This is a genomic window from Streptomyces sp. NPDC060184 (assembly GCF_042728795.1).
Taxonomy (GTDB): domain Bacteria; phylum Actinomycetota; class Actinomycetes; order Streptomycetales; family Streptomycetaceae; genus Streptomyces.
This window is the reverse complement of the sequence record NZ_JBHWYX010000010.1, coordinates 147,058-169,683: the sequence shown is the minus strand read 5'-3', so window position 1 is coordinate 169,683 and position 22,626 is coordinate 147,058. Positions and strand designations below refer to the sequence as shown.

The 22,626-nt window shown below is 67.9% G+C and carries 12 protein-coding genes and 1 tRNA gene; 2 read left to right on the top strand and 11 right to left on the bottom strand.

Annotation, left to right across the window (positions count from 1 at the left end; genetic code table 11):
- Nucleotides 1-34: 34 nt before the first annotated feature.
- The 3 genes from ACFWEE_RS09630 to asnB are packed head-to-tail and all read right to left on the bottom strand — an operon-like array spanning nucleotide 35 to nucleotide 4,504.
- Entirely contained in the window at nucleotides 35-1,282 is a 1,248-nt protein-coding gene (locus tag ACFWEE_RS09630; protein WP_386887923.1) for an MFS transporter, read from the bottom strand.
- Nucleotides 1,279-2,325 carry a diiron oxygenase gene (locus ACFWEE_RS09625; protein ID WP_386887922.1) on the bottom strand — a complete coding sequence of 349 codons (1,047 nt, stop codon included), beginning with the start codon at nucleotides 2,323-2,325 and terminating at the stop codon, nucleotides 1,279-1,281. The genes ACFWEE_RS09630 and ACFWEE_RS09625 overlap by 4 nt, the downstream gene beginning before the upstream one ends.
- Nucleotides 2,326-2,335: 10 nt before the next feature.
- Nucleotides 2,336-4,504: an asparagine synthase (glutamine-hydrolyzing) gene (gene asnB, locus ACFWEE_RS09620; protein WP_386887920.1), complete on the bottom strand. Its 2,169-nt coding sequence runs from the start codon at nucleotides 4,502-4,504 to the stop codon at nucleotides 2,336-2,338.
- Between the two features lie 1,641 nt (nucleotides 4,505-6,145).
- On the opposite strand from asnB, the gene ACFWEE_RS09615 reads away from it, so the two are divergent.
- Both ACFWEE_RS09615 and ACFWEE_RS09610 read left to right on the top strand, forming a co-directional pair.
- Nucleotides 6,146-6,580 (top strand): hypothetical protein, encoded by a 435-nt coding sequence (locus ACFWEE_RS09615; protein WP_386887918.1) that lies wholly within the window; start codon nucleotides 6,146-6,148, stop codon nucleotides 6,578-6,580.
- Between the two features lie 63 nt (nucleotides 6,581-6,643).
- Nucleotides 6,644-7,075 (top strand): hypothetical protein, encoded by a 432-nt coding sequence (locus ACFWEE_RS09610; RefSeq protein ID WP_386887917.1) that lies wholly within the window; start codon nucleotides 6,644-6,646, stop codon nucleotides 7,073-7,075.
- A 230-nt stretch (nucleotides 7,076-7,305) separates the two neighbouring features.
- Here ACFWEE_RS09610 and ACFWEE_RS09605 read toward each other — a convergent pair whose 3' ends face one another.
- The 8 genes from ACFWEE_RS09605 to tmk form a co-directional block, all read right to left on the bottom strand.
- Nucleotides 7,306-8,034 (bottom strand): M48 family metallopeptidase, encoded by a 729-nt coding sequence (locus tag ACFWEE_RS09605; protein ID WP_386887915.1) that lies wholly within the window; start codon nucleotides 8,032-8,034, stop codon nucleotides 7,306-7,308.
- Between the two features lie 6 nt (nucleotides 8,035-8,040).
- Complete coding sequence (locus ACFWEE_RS09600; protein WP_386887913.1) at nucleotides 8,041-11,397, bottom strand: type I restriction endonuclease subunit R; 3,357 nt, start codon at nucleotides 11,395-11,397, stop codon at nucleotides 8,041-8,043.
- Between the two features lie 42 nt (nucleotides 11,398-11,439).
- Nucleotides 11,440-12,492 carry a restriction endonuclease subunit S gene (locus ACFWEE_RS09595; RefSeq protein WP_386887912.1) on the bottom strand — a complete coding sequence of 351 codons (1,053 nt, stop codon included), beginning with the start codon at nucleotides 12,490-12,492 and terminating at the stop codon, nucleotides 11,440-11,442.
- 181 nt (nucleotides 12,493-12,673) lie between these two features.
- On the bottom strand, nucleotides 12,674-15,157 hold the full coding sequence (locus tag ACFWEE_RS09590; protein ID WP_386887910.1) for an N-6 DNA methylase: 2,484 nt from the start codon (nucleotides 15,155-15,157) through the stop codon (nucleotides 12,674-12,676).
- 434 nt (nucleotides 15,158-15,591) lie between these two features.
- Nucleotides 15,592-15,665 (bottom strand) — tRNA-Thr (locus ACFWEE_RS09585).
- A gap of 213 nt (nucleotides 15,666-15,878) precedes the next feature.
- A complete protein-coding gene (locus ACFWEE_RS09580) occupies nucleotides 15,879-17,417 on the bottom strand; it encodes an alpha/beta hydrolase (protein ID WP_386887908.1) in 1,539 nt (512 codons plus the stop codon).
- Nucleotides 17,418-17,582: 165 nt separating this feature from the next.
- Nucleotides 17,583-18,788, bottom strand: coding sequence for a DNA polymerase III subunit delta' (locus tag ACFWEE_RS09575; RefSeq protein WP_386887906.1), 1,206 nt, complete (start codon nucleotides 18,786-18,788; stop codon nucleotides 17,583-17,585).
- Between the two features lie 274 nt (nucleotides 18,789-19,062).
- On the bottom strand, nucleotides 19,063-22,401 hold the full coding sequence (gene tmk, locus ACFWEE_RS09570; protein ID WP_386887905.1) for a dTMP kinase: 3,339 nt from the start codon (nucleotides 22,399-22,401) through the stop codon (nucleotides 19,063-19,065).
- Between the last annotated feature and the right edge of the window lie 225 nt (nucleotides 22,402-22,626).

The following is a 22,626-nucleotide window of genomic DNA, read 5'->3' as shown; positions in this document are numbered from 1 at the left end:
TTCACGTATCGATTCCTGCTGCCGGACGGGCGCGTCAGGCCTGGGGCTCGTCGCTCAGATCACGGCGACGGCCCACCTGGGACAGCAGGAGGGACAGGGGCGCGACGAGGGTACCCGCGCACGTCACCCACAGCGCCGTGCTCAGCCCCGCGGCAGAGGCGAGCACACCGCTCAGCGCGGCGCCCACCGGCAGTGCGCCCCACGAGACGAAGCGGACCGTGGCCATCACCCGGGACAGGAGTTCCGGAGGCGTGTCCGTCTGCCGGTGGGTCTTGGCCATGATGCTGCCGATGACGACGCCGAAGGAGAAGCCGGCCATGCCGAGTCCGTAGAAGTAGATGTTCGTCATCGAGGTCGTCAGGGGAATGGCCAACGCCAGTACTCCGCCGAACGTGCTGGCCACGATCATGGCCCGGGCCGTACCGATGCGCCGGGACAGCTTGGTCGCGACCGCCGAGCCCAGCAGCGCGCCCACCCCGTCCATGGCGATGACCAGGCCGACGACGGTGGCCGACGCCTTCACCTCCCGCACCAGGTACAGCGGCGTCAGAGCGACCAGGGCCGCGTTCATGAAGTTCACCAACGTCGCGTAGATCACGGCCGGACGCATGACGGGGTGCCGGACGACGAAGTTCCAACCCTCACGAATCAGTTGGAGAGGTCTGGCCTGCGGCTGCACGAGGGGCCTGCGCTCGGGCAGGGTCCGCAGGGTGATCGCGGAGACCAGGTAGCTGACGGCGTCGATGGCCAGGACTCCCACGGGCCCGGTGAGCTGGATGAGCACACCGCTCACGGAGGGCCCACCGGTCTGGGTGACCGCGAGGGTCCCCGACATCAGGCTGTTCCGGGAGCTCAGCTCCTCCTTCTCGATGATGGCCGGCAGGAACGTCGTGTTCCCGATGGAGAAGAGCACGGTGGCCAAGCCGCTGACGAAGGCCGCCACCAGCAGATGGGGATAGGTGAGGTGCCCCATCCACCAGGCCACGGGCAGGGAGCCGATCGCCACCAGCCGCACGAGGTCCAAGGCCACCTGCAAGCCCCGCAGGGGGGCTCGCTGGACGATGACACCGGCGGGCAGGGAGAGGATCAGCCACGCCACCTGGCTCGTGGCGGCGAGCAGGGTCGTCTCCAGAGCGGTCGCCTTGAGGGCTGTCACCGCCACGAGGGGCAAGGCCACGGCGGTCATGGCCGAGCCCACCTCGCTGACCGTCGTGGCCAGCCAGTACCTCCAGAACACCTGCGCCACACCGGGCCCCGGCGCAGCGGTTGTCTCTGTCGTCACGCCGTGACCTCCCTCGGCACAAAGCCGGCCTTCTCGGACTCGCGGACGTCGCCGACGAGCCCTGCCTCTTCGAATGAGTCCAGTGTCCGGACGTCGTCGAGCGCGCCCACTTCGGCGAAGTGGCGCGTGAGCTGGGACGCCGCCCCGGAGATGTCGTGCCGCACTCGGTGAGCCGGCCAGGACTCGGAGATGACCTGATCGATCTCGTCGCGGCTCAGCCCGACGCGACCGAGGTGGTACGCGGCCCGCTCGTAGTCCGGTTCGAGGAACGCGTGGATCGCCCCGGGCACGAGGGGACCGATCGCGCGTCGCTCCGACGGTGTCAGCGCGGGCCACAGGTGTCTCAGCACCGAGCGGAAGTACACATGGTGGCGCCCTTCGTCCTCGGCGTGGTCCCGGACGAGTTCCCGCACCGCGGAGGGCAGCCGGTCGTCCCTCGGAATGTCCGAGAGGATGCCCGAGATCAGTGTCTCGCTGACGATCGCGAAGAGCAGGGCCTCCACCCCCCTGAGGGCATGGGGCAGCCGCTCCCGCAGCTCGTCGAGTCTCGTGACGAACGACGGTCCGGCACAACCCTCCGCACCCAGGCGCGGAGTACCCGTCGCGGCCGTGATCTGTCGGGCGAAGTCGTCGGAGAACTGGGCGTGCCAGGCCTCGTCGGTGACTATCTTGTGCGCGTCCGCCCTCATGCGGTCGGGCAGACTCAGGCCCGAGCGGCCACGACTGATCTTGGTCGCCACGGGGATGACGGCCAGGCTCTCCAGCTCGGTCGTGAAGTCCAGGTAGTCGTAGAGCCGTTGCAGCAGCAGCCCCCGGACCACGGCCTCCCCCCGGGAGGCGATCATCGGGTGCAGCACCACGGGGTAGAGCTCCGGCGGGAAGAAGAAGCGCCCGGGCTCTTCCCCTTCGAACTCCCGCCGGGGCCTCCTGCGCACACTCGCCAAGGCGTCCCAGCGTTCGAAGCGGCTGGCGTACTCCCCGTCCTGGGGCCGGGCCCCGACGGGCCCGCTCAGCAACTGCTCCTTGAATGCGCGCAGGTACACGGGACCGCCCTCAGCCGACGGTGGAGAGGAGGCGCTGCTCGAAGAGGGCGTCCAGCTCCCCACTGACCTCGTCGAAGGCCACACCCGCCCGGCTGAGGGCCGCGGCCAGGGTGGACCGGCCGTCCACCAGGCGCAGGACGGCGAGGATCGGAGTCCCGTCCTCCAGGACGAACTCGATCTGCCCCTGATCCGTCAGGTACCAGTTCCCCCGCTCGTCCGACAGCAGGAGGGCTTCCTCCGCCAGTGCGGTGATCCGGTCGAGGTCGTACGCACGGGCGGGAGCGAACAGCTCCTCCGTCGTGGCGACGGGGTCGTGTCCGGTCGGGAGTGCGGTCCGCGGGGCTCCGGCGGACAGCTTCTCCAGGATCGGCGGCTGCTCCACCAGCTCCGAGAGCAGGCCCATGTTGACCACGCGCATCAGGAGCTCGACGGAGGCGTCGTCCGTGTCACCGCGGCCGTAGCCCGCCAGCTGCTGCCTGACTGCGTCCGCGTCGAGGTAGACGTCCGCCCCGGGAGCCGACAGGGCCCGCTCGACGAGTTCGTGGTCGTTGCTCCGCATCAGGTCGACGAGCATGCGGTACGCGTAGTGGGTGCCGGGGCCGTAGAAGAACGGGGCCTTGGTCCGTTCGGCGATCCTCGCGGGGAGGAGCGACTTCACCGAGTCGCGCAGAATGCGCTTGTCCCACAGGAGCCGCGGACGCAGACGCTCCGGGACGGAGGCGCTCAGCTCCACCAGTCGGTGGTCGAGGAACGGAACGCGGGCCTCGATGCCGCTGCCGGCCGCGGTGCGGTCCTCGTGCCACACGTTGTACTGCTGGACCTTGCGGTACTCGGACTCGACGTAGGCGCGGTAGACGTCCGTCGTCCCCCCGCCCCGCATGTCGTCCAGCACCGCGTCCGAGAGCAACGCCATGCCGCCTGACCACCAGGGACGCAAGCCCGACCGCTGGTCGAGCCGGGTCTCCCGGTCCATGCCCTTCAGGTTGGCCAGGAACCTGTCCCAGTCGCCGCCGACGTCGTCGGAGTATCCGCCGTTGAACTCGTCGCTGGCGGCGCCCAGAAGCATGCCACGCAGCTCCGGGCGCTCGGTACGGGCGAACCGGTGCAGCTCGTGCTTGTAGTAGATCTCCGGGCCGGTCATGGGGGTCTCGGTCAGCCAGAGCAGGCGGGTCCACTCCTCGGGAGTGGGCACGTGATCGGGGGCGAAGACGACCTGGTGGTTGTGGACGCCGAGTTCACGGGCGAGCCAGTGGGCGTGCTCCGCGTCTCCGTTGAGGCGCGTGCCCCCGGACAGGGCCGTGAACGTGTGCACCTCCTCGACCTCGGAGAGCGCCAACGCGAGGACGCTCGCCGAGTCGATCCCGCCCGACAGGAAGAGCCCGAGCTCGGTGTCGGCCGTGGCGCACTCCCGGACGGACTCCCGGAGCAGTTCGCCGTAGCGCTCCACGAGCGAGTCCGCGTCGGCCGCGTCGTCCTGCTCAGCGGGCAGCTCCCAGTAACGGTGCTGTGTGGTCCGTCCGTCCTGGAGGTCGACGCGGAGAATCGTTGCCGCGGGCACACTCTCCACGCCCTCGAACCACGTGGACATCTGCGGCGCGGTGAACCTCGGCGCGGCGGCCATCGTCGGATTGGCGAGCGCCTCTTCCCAGAGGAATCGGCGGGGCGTCGCCGGATCGGCGAACAGCCCCTTGATCTCCGAGGACAGCACGATCCGCTCGCGGTTGCGGTGGTAATAGAGCGGCTTGATGCCGAACCGGTCGCGGGCGAGTATCAGTTGGCCCTTGGCGCGGTCCCACAGAATGACGGCGAACATGCCGCGTACGTCACGGAGGAAGTCCAGACCGTGCTGGCGGTAGAGGTAGAGCAGGACCTCGCAGTCCGAGCCGGTCTTGAGCTTGACGCCCGAAGGAAGGGCGGCGGCGAGCTCCTTGTGGTTGTAGACCTCGCCATTGGCGATCAGCACGAGGTTGCCGTCGTCGCTGATCAGCGGCTGACTGCCGTCCGCGGGATCCACCAGCGAAAGCCGGGTGAACGCCAGACCCACCGGTCCGTTGCGAAGCAACTCCCGGTCGTCCGGGCCCCGGTGGTGCATTATGTCGGCGAGTTCATTCAGCAGGGAATCGGTTCCCGGCCCGAGATTCTGCCCGTCAAGCCGGGCGATGCCCGCGAGACCACACATATCCGTTCCTTCACATTCGCGCGCGCCCGGCGTGGGACAAAATAAAGGTAGGTGTGCATGCCTCCGGAAAGGCATGCACACCTTCAACCAATGCTCCTGAGATCAGGAGTTGGTGCGCAGGATGGTGCCCTGCGAGACCGTCTTGGCGGTCGGCTTGGAGTACTTCACCATGTGAAATCACCTCTCTATCCAGTAATTCCGGACCGGCGGGACTTTTCGGCCCCCGCCTTTCCGGTGGGAGGAGCTAAACACGCCGCCGCCCGCAGGGCCAGGGATTCGCTCCTGACCGAACACGGCCGACCACAGGGAGTGTTGGACCCTGGCAGAAGCCCGGCGGCACTACAGCCGGAACCCCCCACGACGCGCCCCGGCACGACAGCCGGAGACCGCACGGCGCGCCCCGGCACGCGGGCGTCGACCGGGCATGGCGCCGGCCGGTCCGGCCAGGGCCGCTGGGGCCGACGGGGCGCGGTAGGACGGTGGCGCGGCAGGGCCCTCCGCCCCCGGGCGAACACGCAGACGGACCGTTTGCACGCGCGGTCACCACTCGGCCACCACCGCCCGGCCGGCGAAGCCGCTGGGCGGTGGCGGACGGGGTCAAGGGAGCCAGGGCACGAAAAAGCCCCAGGTCACGGCGAGTGAGTCCTGGGGCAATTCCGAGCCGCCTTCGGGATTCGAACCCGAGACCTACGCATTACGAGACCGAGAAGGCTTGTGCCAACCGCTGCCGAACTGTGCTGCGAAGTAGCGTTTGAGCTGGTCAGAGCATGTGCAGCAGGTTGCCCCGCACCGCCTCGTGTTGCACTGTCCAAAGGCGTCTGTCCACCGGCCGTCCACCGGAGCGCCCCTCCGGGCGGCTCGCAGTGACCATTCCGTTGCGCGCGTGGGACGACCCGAACCGACATGGCCCCTCCGTCCGACGCGCTTGTCAGCTTCTCACAACTGCTGCACGCGCTCTCGGCGACCACCTCGCCCGATGACGCGACCCACCCGGTGCTGGTGGTGCGGCACGCGGACGGTGAGCGGGCCACAGGCAGTCTGGGCCGTCGCGCCACTCCAGCCACTTCGGATCGTTCAGGACTCCCCGGGCAGCCGGGGTTCCGGCTGGCCCTCTCCAGAACGGGTGGTCGGCGATTCGGGCCGACAGCTCCAGCAGGCGGCAGCCTTCGGTCGGGCTGGCGGCTGGGGCACCGTCCGTGAGCTGCCGGTAGGTGCCGTAACAGGCGGTCTGGTCACGTAGAAGGTCAGGTGGAAAGTCGTACGGACGCATAGCGACTATTGGATCGGATATTCGATTTCAAGGGCAACTAGCCACGCGGATCGACGCGGACGACTTGTGACTGAGCCGCCCAGTTGGCCACTCTGGGCATGACGTTCGCGCAGTTCAGAGGGGGCGCGCTGCTGGTGCAGAGCTCTGGCCATGGGGCACCTGGGTGACTCGAAGCGCTACAAACCAGCCATCCGTGCAGGTCGGCCCTGTTCTCATTTAGCTACGCGAACCGACGTCTAGCGCTGAGTAACTACACGGGGCTGCGGCCGCGTAGCTGTAGCCGGGCTCCCGGCATTCCCGCCCTATCGCGGCCGCGCTCCTGCCACACTGAACGCCCCTTGCCACTACTCCACTTCACTCGAGGGCACACGATGACCGACGGACCACAGAAGCCAGCAGACGACGCCGAGACCAGACCGCCGCTGCGCCGACGTATCACCGCCCGCTGGGACCGCCTCGGCCCCATGGGCCGGGCAGCCGTGGCCGTCGGCGCGATGGCGGCGCTCGCCGGAGGGATCGCCGTCCTGGCCCGCGCCCGCTCGAGCGCGCCCAACACCAATGTCGACGACTTCGAGGCGTGGGCCGACGAACTGGCGCTGGAACCCGGCGAGTACGTCTTCGACTGCCTCGAATGCGACGGTGAAGGATCCATCCAGGTCGGCCAGGAAGACGACGAAGCACCCGACGGCTACTCCCTCGTGTGGGATACCTGCGAGGACTGCCACGGCCAAGGCACCACGAGCTACGACGAGAACGAGGCCGCCGAAGCGATCGACTGCGGACGCACCCCACTCAAGCGGCCGTAGGTTACGTAAGGGCCGCCTGAGCGCCTACACGCTGCCTCTCACCGCACCAGGTAGGTTCCGGCCATGGCTTCGTACGAAGATCAGGTGCTGCTGGAGGCCATGCATTTCCGCCGCGCCATCGAGGACGCCAAGCAGGCCAGCGACTTCGACGCACCACGCCCAGGGTTCCGGGACTTCCCTCAGGGGAGCTGCGGCGCGGCCACGGTCATGCTGTGCACCTACCTCGCCGAGCGGGGTCTGCACGGCTGGTTGTATGCCTGCGGCAAAAGGGAGAACCCGCACGAGACCCACGCCTGGGCAGAGCGGGAGGGCCTTGTCGTCGACATCACCGCCGACCAGTTCCCCGAACACGGGACCGTATACGTCGACCCCCGGACGCCGTGGTTCGACACGTTGGAACCCCCATACGGTCCGCCCAAGGTCGACCGGGTTGCCCCCGACGACGACTACATGGAAGGGCCCGCGTACCGAGCGATCCTCCGGCACCTGCCTTAGTGATTCATTCACCCCACCCCTCGCCGCCACTCATCCAGTTCAACGAGGCGGCCAGAGCGGAGAAACGAGGGTTACGGCAGCTACTCAGAGCTATATGTCCGTTCGCCGTAGCTATACGAGAACAGGGCCGTGTCAGGCGGTGTGTAGCGATATCCCGGCCAGCCGATCTCCATCAGATGTCGGCCGGCAGGTTATGGCCTCCAAGAGCTCGAACTGCCCGCCCCGTTAGCTCAAGATGACACATCATCGGCAGGCAGCCACACTCCGGCTCCCCAACCCTCCAACCTCTGCCGCCGATTTTCGTAGTCGGGAAGAGCTCGGGCCACCATCCGCCAGAAGTTCGGTGAGTGGTTCGGCTCATGCAGGTGGGCCAGCTCGTGCACCAGCACATAGTCCACGAGTGCGGCGGGAAGCTGCATAACCGCCCAGTGGATGTTAAGGGCGCCCCGATCCGAGCAGGACCCCCAGCGGTAACCGAGGGGGCGGACCACTAGGTCAGCGGGCGGAGCTTCGAGGCAGTCTGCCCAAGGGTGCAGACGCTGGGGAAGCCATTGCCTACCCCGCTCCGCGTACCAGGCCACCAATGCGTCGCCAGCTGATCCCTCATGGCCACGTCGCAACCTGAGCCTGCCTTCCGCCAGGGCCACCGGGCGGGGAGCTTCATCAACGGTCTTGAGCCGGTAGCTGCGCCCCAAGTAGTAGAAACCCTCCCCATCGACGAACCGGCGGCGCGGGCGCTGCTCTACATCCACCTCACGGTCGCGAACATTGGCGTAGAGCCAGGGCAGACGGGTGCGGATCAGACCTTCGAGGGCCTCGCGATCCGCGCCGGGCGGCACAGCCGCGACGATGCGGGCGTCGCGTTCCACCGTGACCCGGACACTCGTACGTCCGGGTACTGGGTGGACATTGATGACCAGCCCCCCCACTTCCAGCGGTTCAGCCACGGTGTCATGCATGAAGGGTTACAAGTCCTTCTTGTTGTGCTGGATGATCTCTCGCACCGCAGGCGCGAGACTGTCGACCGCGGGATGCGTGCGGTCGTTCACGGCGAGAAGCATCCAGATGTCGCTCTGGAGATCGTGGAGCGCGGCCGTGTTGTAGAACAAGTCCTTGCGCGCGCTGTGCCGCACGGCAACAGCACGTACTTCGCGCGTCAGCCCGATCAGGTCCAGCCGCGCCTCGTCGGTAATGACCCCGTCTGTGACGACAGCGGTCAGCTGCTGATACACGGCCTGTTCTAGCTTACTGAGACTACGCACGTCCTCCGGGAGGCCCGAATCACGCCCCTCGGCGACATCCTGCGTCTTCTGGGAGAGGTTCTCGAAGGCTTCGAGCTGCTGGGCCCAGTCTTCCGCGTACTTCTTGAGAATTTCTTCTAGGCGTTCACGGAGCCTGTTGTAGGCAACAGGATTCTCCTGAAAGTGGAGTTCGATGTGGTTACGGACGGCGTGGGCCATCATCGACGCCTTAGCGCGGGAGCTCGGCAGTTGCTCGACCTTCGTGCGGAAATCGTCGGAGGTCAGCCGGGTGGGTTCTATCGCGCGTTCCACGCCCAGGGCCTTGACGTGCTCGTTGATCAACTCTGCGACTCGCTCACCGTACGCGGCCGGGTCGAAGCCGTCCTCCTCCTCGCTGAACCGCTGTTTCGCCACCTGGGCGATGAACCCAAAGAGCTTGGCTGGCCGCTGATAGCGGCGGGTGGCTTCGCGTGGCAGGAGGAGGTCAAAGGTGTTCAGGAAGGCTCGAAGGAGCTTGCGGTAGGTGATCCGCCGTTCCTCATCCTCCAGAGTGTCCACCAGCCGATGCACGGCGGCAGTGTCAGCGGGGTCGATCAGTTCTCGAGTAAGGCCGAGATGGTGGCGGAGCGCGTCGTACTGGTGCTCAAGTTTGTTCTCCTCGACCTCGATTTTGACGGTACCGCCCTCCGCCTCGTCGGAGGCGTAAGCGGCCATCGCGTCGAGGAGGGCTCTGGAGACGCCCGCGTAATCGACAACGAAGCCAGCCTGCTTTTTCTCCCCGTAGGTGCGGTTCACACGGGCGACGGCCTGGAGGAGTTCAGCCTCACGCATCCGGCGATCCAGGTACATGACCTGCTCTATAGGGGCGTCAAAACCGGTAAGCAGCATGGTGCGAACGATGAGGATGGCCACCGGCTTGGAGGATTCCGCGGTGAGGTCCGCGGGGTTGGGGAAGGGGCTACGGAACGCCGTGATGGCGTTCTCCTGAGCGTTCCCGTCGGACCAGGATGCCCATGCCGGGTCGTCCTCGGAATCGGGGGAGATCACCGGCACGAAGTCGATGACCTTGAGCAGCGCAAGCTGCTTGTGGGCGGAGACGAGAAGTCGCTGCTTAGGGGTACGGTCCTCCGCCAGCAGGTCCTGGGCCTTGCCGAGAGTGCGGGCAGGGGACTTGGCAGCCTTCTCTACTTCGGCGACCAGTTCGTCACGTGCGTCGCACAGGGCTTCCCGGTAACGCACCGCGATGCCACGCGAATGAGCGACGACCTGTGCCTTGAAGCCTTCCTTCATGGCCCCTTCGACGTAGTGGCGCAGCATGTGGCGCGCCTTACGCCGGATCATGTCGTCAGCGTTGAGGACAGCCGAGGACTTGGCGTACCGCTTCTGGAGTTCGTCGTACTGGTCATCGGTGAGTTCTTCAAACTCCTCCTCGAACGCCTCGTCCAAGGTCTCGCCCTCGTTGACCGCGCCTTTGGCGATGTGGCCTTCGTAGTAGATGGGCACGATGGCGCCGTCGTCCTCGGCGTCCTTGAGGCGGTAGGTGTCGATGAACTCACCGAACGTCGTCGTGGTGAGCTTGCGGCGGTTCATGATGATCGGGGTACCGGTGAAGCCGATCCGGGCTGCGTTGGGCAGGGACTCCATGAGGTTCTGGTGGAGGGCAGAACCGTGGGAGCGGTGTGCCTCGTCGACCAGGATGAGGATGCCATCCCGGTTGTTGATCAAGCCCCAGCCGGGAGTGCCTTCGTGGGCAAGGGAGTCCGCGGCGTTCTGCCGGGCCTTCTCCGCGTCCTGCTGCTTCTGGATCATGACAAAGACCAGGCCGGCGTTCTCCAGAGCAAGGACCTTCGGCACCTCGGACGCGCGAGTGATGACATCCGGCTTTTCGCCTGCAAGCTCGGCTGTTTCGGCGAGCTGCTTCTGGAGCTGCCTTCGGTCGGTGACAATGACGATCTTGAAATGACCCAGGCCAGGAGTAGAACGGAGCTTGCGCACCAGGAACACCATGGTCAGCGACTTACCCGAGCCCTGGGTGTGCCAGACGATGCCACCGCGCTGGTCATCCTTGCCGTGGACCTGTTTGGTCTCGCCCGTTAGCAACCGCTCCACCGCCTTATGGACGGCTCGATACTGCTGGTAGCGCGGACCAATCTTCACCCGGGCAGTTCGCCCTTCGGATACCTCGACATCCTTGAAGACAACGAAGTTCCGCACGATGTCAAGCAAGCGGTGCGGGTGAAGCACCCCTGCCGCGAGAACCTTTTGGGCGCCGGCAAAGGCGTCATGCTTGTGGAACGTCGTTCCTGCTACTCGCTCCGTGTCGAGGGGATGCGCATCCCGCCAGACCACGTAGTCCTGGGGGCGAGAGGTGAACGTGCCCAGCAGAGCGGTGTCCCCAGTCGTTGCGATAGTCAACTGCACTGTACGGAACAGCTGTTCGCTACCTTCGGGCACGAACGAATCACGCCTCTGATTGGCGTATCGGCGCAACTGCTGGATCGCCTTGTGCGCATCGCCCTGCCCGGCTTTGAGCTTCTTACACTCGATAACGACCAACGGAATGCCGTTGACGAACAGCACAAGATCGGCAATGAGTTTCCTGGGCTTGCCGTGATCGTCCCGCGCACCCGGGATCGTCATCGGGAATTGAGAGACGACAAGGAAGTCGTTGTTCTCCGGTGTCTCCCAATCGACGAACCGAACCTTCTGCGCCCTACCCCCGTCCCAGCCGTCGACGCCAGGGACGGCGACGCCTTCGATCAGAGCTTGAGTTGATGCCTCATTAGCCGCTATGAGCCCGCCGCCGGGTGCACCGCCCTTGCTGAGCGCAGAGATCGCAACGGCCACGCGGGCGTCGTCCAGCCACGCCGTCCCGTTCGGCGTCCGGTTCAGCCGGTCCAATTGACGCCGGAGGATTCCGGTGAGCAGCGCGCTGTCCGCCCCATGGCGGATGTACGGATCTGCGCCTGGCGCTTGCAACTCCGCGCCCTGGATCCCCACTACGTGCCGCCAACCCATGGTGCGGTGGGTGAGCTGAGCGATCAGTGGGGCTTCAACGTACTTGTACTCGGGGCCGGACATCAGGGCGATCTCCTTCAGTCAGCGTACGCGGGAACGGGTGAGCTATGCGGGGGCGGTTACCCGGATCTTGCCGGAAAGCAGATCGTCCATGAGTGCCTTTTTCACAGAACGCAACTTGACGACATCCTTGAGAAAATTGGCCCTTTTCTCCTTGAAACCAGAAGCCAGCTTCATGGACTCCGCCCGAACATCAACTGCTCCCCATGGGATGACCAAATTCTTAATCGATTCCTGACTGATGTTTTTCATGCTGCTACTTGTCCCGGTAGCAGCCACTTCGATCTGCCGACGCACCTCTGGAAGACGCAGCAGGTCGCTGAGGAACTCAGGTGATCCCGCGCCGGCGCGCAGATTGAGGCGCAACGTCTTATCGCAGAGCATGAGCCCAGGGCGGGTCTGCTCCACCACGCACGCCATTCCCACGAGATCAGGCGTGTTCGCCCGAGTAATCAACAAGTCGCCAGGCCGCACTTCAATCGACGGATCAATCAAACTCGTATCATCTAGCCGCTTGTTCTCTTCCTCTCGGAACCCGTCTCGCCCTACTGCACTGACCTTCAGAAATCCCCACTGTCCCTCCCCTGCGGGCTTGCCCTCAAGATCTGGACTATTCCCTGCCTCGATGGACTGAATAAGGTCCCCCAAGAGCACGAACTGAAACTTCCCCGAAGCCATTCCAACAAGACTGTCTACTTGAGAAACCTCAGCTTCTGCAAGAGATTTTAGGGGTTCGTCCAGCATGTGCCGAAGGCCGGAATTGCGAGCCGCGCCAACCTTTTGCGCCTCGTTAAGCGTTAGTCGAATCTGCGCGTCGACCTCGTCAAGGATCTCCGCAATCCGTTGCTGTTCCGGCAACGGCGGGATATCGATATCGATCTTCTCGAATTCACTGTATTTCAGATTCCACGTGTCGCTGACGAGCCCTTGGGAACGGTTCAAGAACTTCACCACGAGCTTCGGGTCTTTTAGGAGCCACCCGAGAAACCTACTGTTCACCTCTCCTACCGGTTCGCACACCGTGTACGCGGGACTGACGATTCCTCCCTCGCCCGCGACACCAGAGACGCCCTGCCACATACGCATGGTGTTGTACACAACATCACCAGGATGGACATCCCAGTACAGTGACTTATCTGCACTCGATGAATCCCGCCGACCGCTCTCGCTCTGCCGAATTACACCTCGATCAGCAGTTACCGATAGCAGGGTCGTCACCGAGTGCCTGCGCTCGGAACGCAGTCGGAGGACATCCCCCAAGGCAACCCTCTTCCAGGCATCACACATAGCCAAGCTCCTCCAGGTACCCCCGGAGGCGCTTGGCCGAAGCTTCGCGTTCCTGGTCTAGATCCGCCATGGTCACAGCGTATTTCTCGCCCCACCTACGGAAGGCGTTCACTAGGGCCAGGCGGTCGGCAGTGACGAAGCGGGTCATGCGGGCATACAGGTCAGCGTTCAAAAATCCGAGGACGACTTCCTGCGCCTGGGCGGGAGTCAACTCCTTCGCCGCTTCACTGAGTTTGGTCACAAACGACGCCTTGATGAAGGTGAGTTCGAGCTTTGCCTCCCGCTGCTCCTTCTTCAGCGCGGCCAGCTGCTTGGGGGGCAGAACCCGAGACAGGTCGAGCTCTTCCTCGTCGTCCTCACCCTCTCCGCCTCCTTGGCCTGCCTTGGAAGTCTTCTTCGGCGGGGATCCCGCCTTCACCTCTGCGTCCAGCTTCGCAACCAGCGCTTCAGCTGTCTCCAGTTGTTTCACGTACTCAGGGATCAGCTCCGGGACCAGCCGGTGCTCGCGGGCCTTGCGCATCGCGGCCCGATAGCGGGCCTTCGTCTTGGCATCGGCCTTGACCGAGGGCTCCTCGAATGCCGAGGCAATACTGCGGACCCAGCCATCGATCAGACCCTTGAAATTTTTCGCCATCAGCACGTCGAGGTCGTTCTTCGCATCGAACCACCAGGCGGCGACCGCTCCCGCCAGCTGATATCGGTCCAATACACCCACAGGCTTCAGTGCTGCCACGAAGGTAGTGAGCAGTTCCTCGCGCGTCTGCGACTTCTGCTGATGCACGGGCAGCTTCGCGAGCTGCTCGCGGTGTTCGCGCCACCACGCGTGGAACGCCCGCCCGAGGACAACTTCTCGTTCCTGCGCGAGCTCCGGAATCCGCGCCGCCGTCGCCGCGTACCCCTCACTCAAGAAGTCGACGTACTCGAGATCACCGTCCCGCAGCCGGAAAAGCGCCCCTTCGGGCTCGATACCGAATGCCTCGAACTGCGCTTTGCGCGCTGCGATCTCGCTCCTCGGCACGCCTCCGTACAGATGCGCTCGCACGTCCTGCGGCTCCGGCGCGGGCGTGTTGTCCACATAGCGACGAATGTTGAGGTTGTAGTCATTCTTCGCTAGCTCAGCAAAATTCACGACGCGAGCAAATCCGGCGATTTCGCGCCACCCCTCGTACGCGGAGACGATTTTCTCCGCGTGCTGAGCCTCCAGCAGGTTCTGTGTGCGTCCGGCGGTGACCTCTCGATCCGCGTTGATGAAGAGCACGCCATCGCGCCGGCCCTCAGGCGCGCCATCACGGCCACGCAGGACAAGGATGCATGCCGGAATCCCAGTTCCGTAGAAAACATTGGGGCCGATGCTGATGACGGCTTCCAGCCGGCCTTCCTCGATGACCTGTCGGCGGATCTTCTGCTCTTCACCGCCCCGGAACAACACCCCGTGCGGCATGACGGAAGCCGCGATGCCGTCCGCCTCCAGCACTGCCAGCACGTGCTGGATGAACATGAGGTCAGCCTTCTTGCCTGACTCAGGCGTCCAGCCATACCCCATCCGCTCAGCAAACTTCATGCCCGCCCGCCGGTAGTTCTGCGCGAACGGCGGGTTGGTAAGAATGCGGTCGAAGCGCTGGAGCTGCCCGCCTTGCACATGCTGCGGATCGGCGAGGGTGTCGCCGTGGTGGATGACACCGTCGGCTACGCCATGCATTAGCAGGTTCATCCGGGCCATCGCCCAGGCGCTGCCGTTGTCTTCCTGTCCGTACACCGACAGGTGAGACTCGTCGCCGCCGTGGTCTTGCACGTACTCCTTGGCGAGGATCAGCATGCCGGCCGAACCACAGCACGGGTCGTAGACGGACATTCCTGACTGCGGCTTGACCAACTGGTTCATCATTCGGATGACCGAGCGCGGGGTGTAGAACTGGCCACCCTTTTTACCGCCCTCGTCGGCGAACTCGCCGATCAGGTACTCGTAGGCATAGCCAAGGAGATCGGGGAACTCGAAATCTTCGTTGCTGAGCCGGTACTCGCTGAAGTGGTCGATGAGCTGCTGGATGACCGGCTTAGTCAGCTTGGTGTTGCCACCGCGGGACTCGGTGAAGCTGATGTACGAGAGCACCCCGTCGAGCGCCTGGTGGTTGTGATTCTCCAGCTGAGCAAGCGCCACGTTCAGGGCCTCGGCCGGCTCAGTCCGGGACTTGCCGACGATCGTGGACCAGCGGGACTCCTGCGGGACGTAGAACTCATGGGCCTTGTAGGCACCTCGAGCCTCGGAGATCCGTTCCGCCTGCTCCTGGCTTTTCCCCTCCGCGACGAGCTTCTTAACCAGCGCCAACTGCGCCACGTCGAACTGGTCGGAGGCGCGCTTCAGGAACAGCATTCCGAAGATGTAGTCCTGGTACTGCGCCGCGTCCATCTTGCCGCGCAAGATATCTGCGGCGGCGTACAGATGCCGCTCCAGCTGCGGCAACGTGAGCTGTGCCACTCTCGTTTCTCCTCTTACTGCACGTCCCACAAGACATGCGTCCCGTGACAACCAACCCACCCTAGGGCCTGGCTGTGACATCCGACCTACAAAGCGAGTTTCGGGCCCCTCCTACATGCAGCGCACCGGTCGGCAGTGAGGCGGGCGCACCCGAGACTCGTCCTCTTGTGAGTGCGCCACTTGTGGGAACCACCCAACCGCCACGCCGTCGGCGGGCCAAAGTGCACCGTCCTCCAGCCTTATCTTCACCGACTCGATGGCCCGCTTCCCGCACGCTCGCCCATCCACCGTCCCGCACACCCACTGCACGCGTGTCCACCGATTGTCCACCGGCCACCTCAGCCACGGTTCTCGTACTGAACCGCCACTGCAGCACAAGGCAAAGGAAAAGAAAAAGCCCCAGGTCACGGCGAGTGAGTCCTGGGGCAATTCCGAGCCGCCTTCGGGATTCGAACCCGAGACCTACGCATTACGAGTGCGTTGCTCTGGCCAACTGAGCTAAGGCGGCACGCCCTGTCGCACCATGGTGCGATCAGCAGCGGGGCCAAGTCTACACAGTTTCCGGGAGTGCTCCGTACCACCCGCCCCGGGGGCCCTCCCCGCAGGTCAGGGCGGCCCTGCGGGGAGGGCCGCAGCGGGTCGGCGGCAGGCAGGGTGGCCGGTCGGCCGACGACGGGCCGGAACCGGGTCAGGGCCGGATCAGAGCCGGATCAGGACCGGCTCAGCTGCACTTCGTCCCGTCCTTCGGGACGGTGCCCTCCAGCAGGTACCGGTTGATCGCCGTGTCGATGCAGTCGCTGCCGCGGCCGTACGCGGTGTGGCCGTCGCCGTCGTAGGTGAGCAGGGTGCCGGAGGTGAGCTGGTCGGCGAGGGAGACGGCCCACTTGTACGGGGTGGCCGGGTCGCGGGTGGTGCCGACGACGAGGATGGGGTCGGCGCCCTTCGCGTGGGTCGCGTGCGGGGTGCCGGTGGGGTCGACCGGCCAGTACGCGCAGTTCAGGGCCGCCCACGCGAAGTTCTTGCCGAAGACCGGGGAGGCCTTCTCGAAGCTCGGGACGGCCTTCTCCACGGCCGAGGTGTCGGAGAAGGCGGCGGGCAGGTCGAGGCAGTTCACCGCGTAGTTGGCGTACATGAGGTTGGCGTACGAGCCGTCGGGCGAGCGCTCGTAGTAGCTGTCGGAGAGGGCGAGCAGGCCGGAGCCGTCGCCGTGCTGGGCGCCCGCGATGGCCTCGCGCAGCTGGGGCCAGGCGGACTCGTCGTACATGGCGGCGATCACGCCGGTGGTCGCGAGGGACTCACCCAGCTTCCGGTCCTCCCCGGTCGGGACCGGCTTGGCGTCCAGCTCCTCGAAGAGCTGCTTCAGCTCCGCCGCCGCGTCGGCCGTGCTCCCCGTGCCCAGCGGGCAGTCCTTCTGCTCCACGCAGTCCGCCGCGAAGGACTCGAAGGCGCCCTCGAAGCCGGCCGTCTGGTCGCGGTTCACGTCGACGGCGGGCAGCGACGGGTCCAGAGCCCCGTCCAGGACGAGGCGCCCCACCCGGTCGGGGAACAGGTCGGCGTAGGTCGCGCCCAGGTAGGTGCCGTACGAGGCGCCCACGTAGTGCAGCTTCTCGTCGCCGAGGATCTCGCGCAGGATGTCCATGTCGCGGGCCGAGTCGACGGTGGAGACGTACGGGAGGATCTCACCGGAGCGCTTCTCGCAGCCGTCGGCGAACTTCTGGAAGGCCGCGCTCAGCTTGTCGATCTCCGCCGCGTCGTCCGGCGTCAGGTCGACCTGGGTGAACGCGTCCATCTCCTTGCCGGTCAGGCATTCGACGGGCTCGCTGCGGGCCACTCCGCGGGGGTCGACGGCGACCATGTCGTACCGGGCCCGGACCTGCGCGGGGTAGCCGAGGGCCGCGTACCCCTGGAGGTACTCGATGGCCGAACCGCCGGGGCCGCCCGGGTTCACCAGGAGGGAGCCGATCCGCTCGCCCGGCCCGGTCGCCTTCTTCCGGGAGACGGCCAGATCGACGTCCCCGTCACCCGGCTTCCCGTAGTTCTTCGGCGCCTTCATCGTCGCGCACTGGAAGCCTTCGACGCCGCACTCCCCCCACTTCAGCTTCTGCGCGTAGTACGGGGCGAGGTCCTCGGCCGAGACGGTCGCCGAGGAGCCGACGGCGGACGCGCTGGGCGTCGAACCACCGCTCGTGCAACCGGAGACGAGCAGGCCGGCAGTGCCGAGGGCGATGGCGAGGGTGTGGAGCAGGCGCCTGGATTCCATGCCCGGAGCGTAGTCGCCCAGTGACGAGTCGTCCGATTTCCTCCTCATTCGGGTGAAGGGGAGGTGGAGCGGCCAGGCAGGCGCAAAGGGAGCGCGCGGACGTGCCGCCGGGGGCGGCGAGCCTGTGCCGCCTCGGGCCGTACGGAACCGCCCGCGCCCCTCCCCTCAGCCCGCGCGCAGGGCCATCGTCATCGCCTCCACCGCCAGCAGCGGCGCCACGTTCCGGTCGAGCGCGCGGCGGCAGGCGATCACCGCCTCGATACGGCGAAGGGTCTGCGCGGGCGCGGACGACTCGGCGATCCGGTCGAGCGCGTCCTGGGCGTCGGTGTTGGCGAGGGCGATCCGCGAGCCCATCTGGAGGGCCAGCACATCGCGGTAGAAAGCGGTGAGGTCGGAGAGGGCGAGGTCGAGGCTGTCGCGCTGGGTACGCGTCTTGCGTCGCTTCTGCTTGTCCTCCAGCTCCTTCATCACGCCCGCCGTGCCGCGCGGCATCCGGCCGCCCGCCGCCGCGCCGAGCGCCGCCTTCATCTCCTCGGTCTCCTTGACGTCGACCTCCTCGGCGACCTGTTTGGCGTCCTCGGCGGCCGTGTCGATCAGCTCCTGCGCCGCCTTGAGGCAGCCGCCCACGTCCGCGACGCGCAGCGGCACCTTGAGCACGGCGGCCCGGCGGGCCCGCGCCCGCTCGTCCGTCGCGAGCCTGCGGGCGCGGCCGATGTGCCCCTGGGTGGCGCGGGCCGCGGCGTGCGCGCGCTCGGGGTCGATGCCGTCGCGGCGGATGAGGACGTCCGCCACCGCCTCCACCGGGGGCGTACCCAGCGTGAGGTGGCGGCAGCGGGAGCGGATCGTGGGCAGCACGTCCTCCAGCGAGGGCGCGCAGAGCAGCCACACCGTGCGCGGGGCGGGCTCCTCCACGGCCTTGAGGAGGACGTTCCCGGCGCCCTCGGTCAGGCGGTCGGCGTCCTCCAGGACGATGACCTGCCACCGGCCGACGGCGGGCGAGAGCTGGGCGCGGCGTACCAGCTCACGGGTCTCCTTCACACCGATGGAGAGCAGGTCCGTGCGGATCACCTCGACGTCGGCGTGGGTGCCGACGAGGCTGGTGTGGCAGCCGTCGCAGAACCCGCAGCCGGGGGCCCCGCCCATGGCCCGGTCGGGGCTGGTGCACTGCAGGGCGGCGGCGAACGCCCGGGCGGCGGTGGACCTGCCGGAGCCGGGCGGTCCGGTGAACAGCCAGGCGTGCGTCATCTTCGAGCCCGGGGGCACGGGCTCGCCCTGGGCCGTCGCGGTGACCAGGACGTCGGCGTCACGGGCGGCAGCCGAGAGCTGCTCCTGCACCCGGTCCTGACCGACCAGGTCGTCCCATACGGACATGGTCACCGCCCTTCCGGTGGTGTCGTGCGGTCCTGCGGTGACGAGAACCGGAGGCGTACTGCGCGCTTCCATTGTGGGGGACCCCACCGACAATCCCGACGCCGTACGGATTCCGGGGCGGGGGTCACGCACACACCTCGTGTACGGCGGACCCGCCGCACACGGCCGCCCCCGGTCCGGGGGTCCGGTCCGGGGGCGGTCGGTGGTGCCGTACGCGTACGGCGGGGTGGTCCTGAGCGGAGACGGGTCAGCGTGGCGGGTCAGCGGTGGCGGGTCAGCGGCGCGGGCGCCGTCGGCCGTTGCCGTACCCGTCCTCGTCGTCGTGTCCGCCGAGCAGTTCGTCGGCGAGCGTCGGCAGATCGTCCAGCGGGGTCTCCTCGGCCCAGTCCGGACGCGGCCGGCGCTGACGGTCCGGCCGCTCGTACGCGGCCCGGTCGGCCGCCGGGTCGCCGCTGATCTGCGGCAGCTCACGGGTCCGCTCGGTCTCGCTCTCCGCGGCGGAGGGCGACGCGTCCTCGTCCCGGAAGATGCCCCGGGGAACACGGTCGGCGGGCGCCTCGGGGCGGTACGCCGGAAGGACGGTGGTCTCGTCCGCCTCCTCGCGGTACGCCGGGAGCACGGTGGTCTCGTCGCCTTCCGACGCCCCCGCCCGGCCCTCCGCCCCGCGCGAACCGTCCGCGGAGGAGCCTGCGGAAGAGCCCGAGGAAGAGTCCGTTTCCCCTTCCGTGGGCCGCACCTTCGGGACCTGCTGGGTGACCTCGTTCGGGTTCACGACAGGCGTCGGCACCGTCAGATCGTCCCCGGAAGCACCGGAGCCGCCGGACGCACCCACCGCACCCGACTTCGTCCACGGATCCCGCACCGGACGCGAGGCCTCCGCACGCGCCGCCTCGGCCTTCCGGGCGGCCTCGGCTCGCTCGGCGGCCACCCGCTCGGCCTCGGCGCGCTCGGCGGCCACCCGCTCGGCCTCCGCACGGGCCGCGGCCTCCGCCTTCGCCCGTGCGGCTGCCTCGGCGGCGGCACGCTCGGCGGCCTCCTCCTCGGCCCGGCGGCGGGCGGCCTCCGCCCGCACCAGGGCCTCCTCGGCCTTGCGCTGCTTCTCCAGCCGGAGCGCCTCGGCCTCCTTGCGGAGCCGGGCCTCCTCGGCGGCCTGGAGGCGCAGCCGCTCCTGCTCGGCCTCGCGGGCCTTCTCCTCGGCCTCGCTGCGGCGCCGGTCCTCCTCCTCGCGGAGGCGGAGCTCCTCGGCGCGCTGCCGGGCCTCCTCGGCCTGGCGCTCGGCCTCTGCCTGGCGGGCCTCTTCCAGTTCGCGCTGCTTGCGCTCCTCCTCCTCGGCCCGGAGCTTGGCGAGCTGCGCCTGGCGCTCGCGCTCCAGCCGCTCCTCCTCCGCCTTGCGGGCGGCCTCCTCCTCGGCCTTGCGCCGGGCCTCCTCCTCGGCCGCCTTCCGCGCCTCCTCCTGGGCCTTGATCTCGGCCTCGGAGAGCGGCAGGACCCGGTCGAGCCGGTGGCGTACGACGCTGGTGATGGCCGCCGGTTCCTGGCCCGCGTCCACGACGAGGTACCGGACCGGGTCGGCCGCCGCGAGGGTCAGGAAGCCGGAACGCACCCGGGCGTGGAACTCCGGCGGCTCGGACTCCAGCCGGTCCGGCGCCTCGGTGAACCGCTCCCGCGCGGTGGCGGGGTCGACGTCCAGCAGCACCGTCAGGTGCGGGACGAGACCGGTGGTCGCCCAGCGCGAGATGCGGGCGATCTCGACGGGCGAGAGGTCCCGGCCCGCGCCCTGGTAGGCGACGGAGGAGTCGATGTAGCGGTCGGAGATGACGACCGCGCCGCGTTCCAGGGCCGGGCGGACGACGGAGTCGACGTGCTCGGCGCGGTCGGCGGCGTACAGCAGCGCTTCGGCGCGGTTGGAGAGTCCGGCCGAGGAGACGTCGAGAAGGATCGAACGGAGCCGCTTGCCGACCGGGGTGGCCCCCGGTTCGCGGGTCACCACGACCTCGTGGCCCTTGGACCGGATCCACGAGGCGAGCGCCTCGACCTGGGTGGACTTTCCGGCGCCGTCGCCGCCCTCCAGGGCGATGAAGAAGCCGGTCGCGGCGGGGGCGACGGCCGGGTCGCCGCCGCGCAGTGCCTCCCGCAGGTCGCGCCGGAGCGGGACCCCCGCGCGGTCGTCCGTCTTGGCGAGGACGAGCGCGGCGACGGGCAGCAGCAGGGCGCCGACGAGCATCAGGGCGAAGGCGGCCCCGCCGTGGGCGAAGACGAAGTCCCCGGCGACGAGGCGGTGCCGGCCGAACGCGGCGGCCAGCAGCGGGCCGCCGACCGCGCCGACCGCGACGGCCACCCGGACGACCGCCTGGAGGTGCGCGGTGGTCCTGGCGCGCCGCGGCTCCTCGGTCTCCTGGTCGATGAGGCTGTGGCCGGTGTGCGCGGCGATCCCCGCGGCCCACCCGGCGAACAGGGCGATCATCAGCCCGGTCGCGGTGTCCGGCACCAGGCCGAGCACCAGCAGCGCCACGCCGGTGAGGGCGAGCGCGAGGGCGAGCAGCCGACGCCGCGAGAGCGCGGGCAGCACCTTCACGGCGGTACGGATGCCGAGGGCGGTGCCGCCGGTCAGCCCGAGGACCAGCAGGGCGTACGTCGCGGGCCCGCCGCCCAGGTCGGCGGCGTGGAGCACGGCGACACCGGCTGCCGCGGCGATCGCCCCGGCGACGGCCGCGCAGGTGGCGACCAGCAGCCGGAGCGCCCCGGTACGGCCCTTGTTGTCAGCGGCCCCGTCCGTTCCGGCGGCCGGGCGGCGCAGGCCCTCCAGCGGCGAACGCGGCCGGGGCGTGGGGAGGCCCGGCAGTTCGAGGAAGTACAGGGTCGAGATGGAGGCGGAGAACAGCCCGGCCGCGACGTACGAGCCGAGAGCCGCCTGGTGCAGCGAGAACCAGTCCAGGCCCGCGCCCAGGAGGTTGCCGACCAGCGTGGCGGCCAGCAGGACCACCGCGGCGGCGGGCACCGCGAGGAAGTCGGTGCGCAGCGAGAGGCGGCGCAGCGCGTCGAGGTGGTCGGGGAGCGGGCGTACGGCCGCGCCCTCGATCGGCGGGGCCGGCAGCAGCGCGGGAGCCGCGCTCTCCTTGGCCACCGACCACAGGCGCTCCCCGGCTCCGGCGAGGAAGACGGTGATCAGGATCATCAGGAGCGCGTTGTCGGGCGTCCAGTCGATCCAGAGCGGCGCGACGACCAGCAGCGCGAGCCTGAGCCCGTCGGCGCCGATCATCAGCCATCGCCGGTCCAGCACCCCGCCGGGGGTCGTGAGCGTCGTCAGCGGACCCAGGAGTACGGCTCCGAAGAGCACGGTGGAAAAGATCCGGACACCGAAGACGGCGGCGACGGCGAAGGCCGCCCCGCGGTATCCGGTGCCGAATGAGCCCTCGACGACCGCCGCTTGCAGCGACAGCAGCACCAGCACGAGGAAGGCGAGTGCATCGCCGATCCCGCCGACGAGCTGGGCGCTCCACAGCCGCTTCAGCGGCTGGATGCGCAACAGGGCCCGTAGGGCGCGCTCGCGTGAGTCTGCGGCAAGTGCGTCGGAGGTGGGGCTCACGACCGTTGGCTGCTCGGCTCGCGTCATCCGTCCAGCCTATCGGCAGCCGTACGGTCGTCGTTGCCCCGGCCGAACATACGACCGCACGGCGGACCGTTACCCCGTCCGCGAACCCGGTCGGGGCCCGGTCGGAAACCCGGTCGGGAACCAGCGCGGGTACCGCCTCCGCCGCCTCCCCGGTGCGTCCGAGATCTACCCCTGGGAGGAGGGGACCCGGACACACGTCCGCCGCCCCCGGTCAAGAACCGGGGG

What these genes read in the sequence shown, in the direction of transcription:
- tmk (WP_386887905.1), bottom strand. Translation starts at nt 22,401, where the DNA reads ATGACGCGAGCCGAGCAGCCAACGGTCGTGAGCCCCACCTCCGACGCA.
- ACFWEE_RS09615 (WP_386887918.1), top strand. Translation starts at nt 6,146, where the DNA reads ATGACCGACGGACCACAGAAGCCAGCAGACGACGCCGAGACCAGACCG.
- ACFWEE_RS09580 (WP_386887908.1), bottom strand. Translation starts at nt 17,417, where the DNA reads ATGGAATCCAGGCGCCTGCTCCACACCCTCGCCATCGCCCTCGGCACT.
- ACFWEE_RS09600 (WP_386887913.1), bottom strand. Translation starts at nt 11,397, where the DNA reads ATGTCCGGCCCCGAGTACAAGTACGTTGAAGCCCCACTGATCGCTCAG.
- ACFWEE_RS09575 (WP_386887906.1), bottom strand. Translation starts at nt 18,788, where the DNA reads ATGTCCGTATGGGACGACCTGGTCGGTCAGGACCGGGTGCAGGAGCAG.
- ACFWEE_RS09605 (WP_386887915.1), bottom strand. Translation starts at nt 8,034, where the DNA reads ATGCATGACACCGTGGCTGAACCGCTGGAAGTGGGGGGGCTGGTCATC.
- ACFWEE_RS09610 (WP_386887917.1), top strand. Translation starts at nt 6,644, where the DNA reads ATGGCTTCGTACGAAGATCAGGTGCTGCTGGAGGCCATGCATTTCCGC.
- asnB (WP_386887920.1), bottom strand. Translation starts at nt 4,504, where the DNA reads ATGTGTGGTCTCGCGGGCATCGCCCGGCTTGACGGGCAGAATCTCGGG.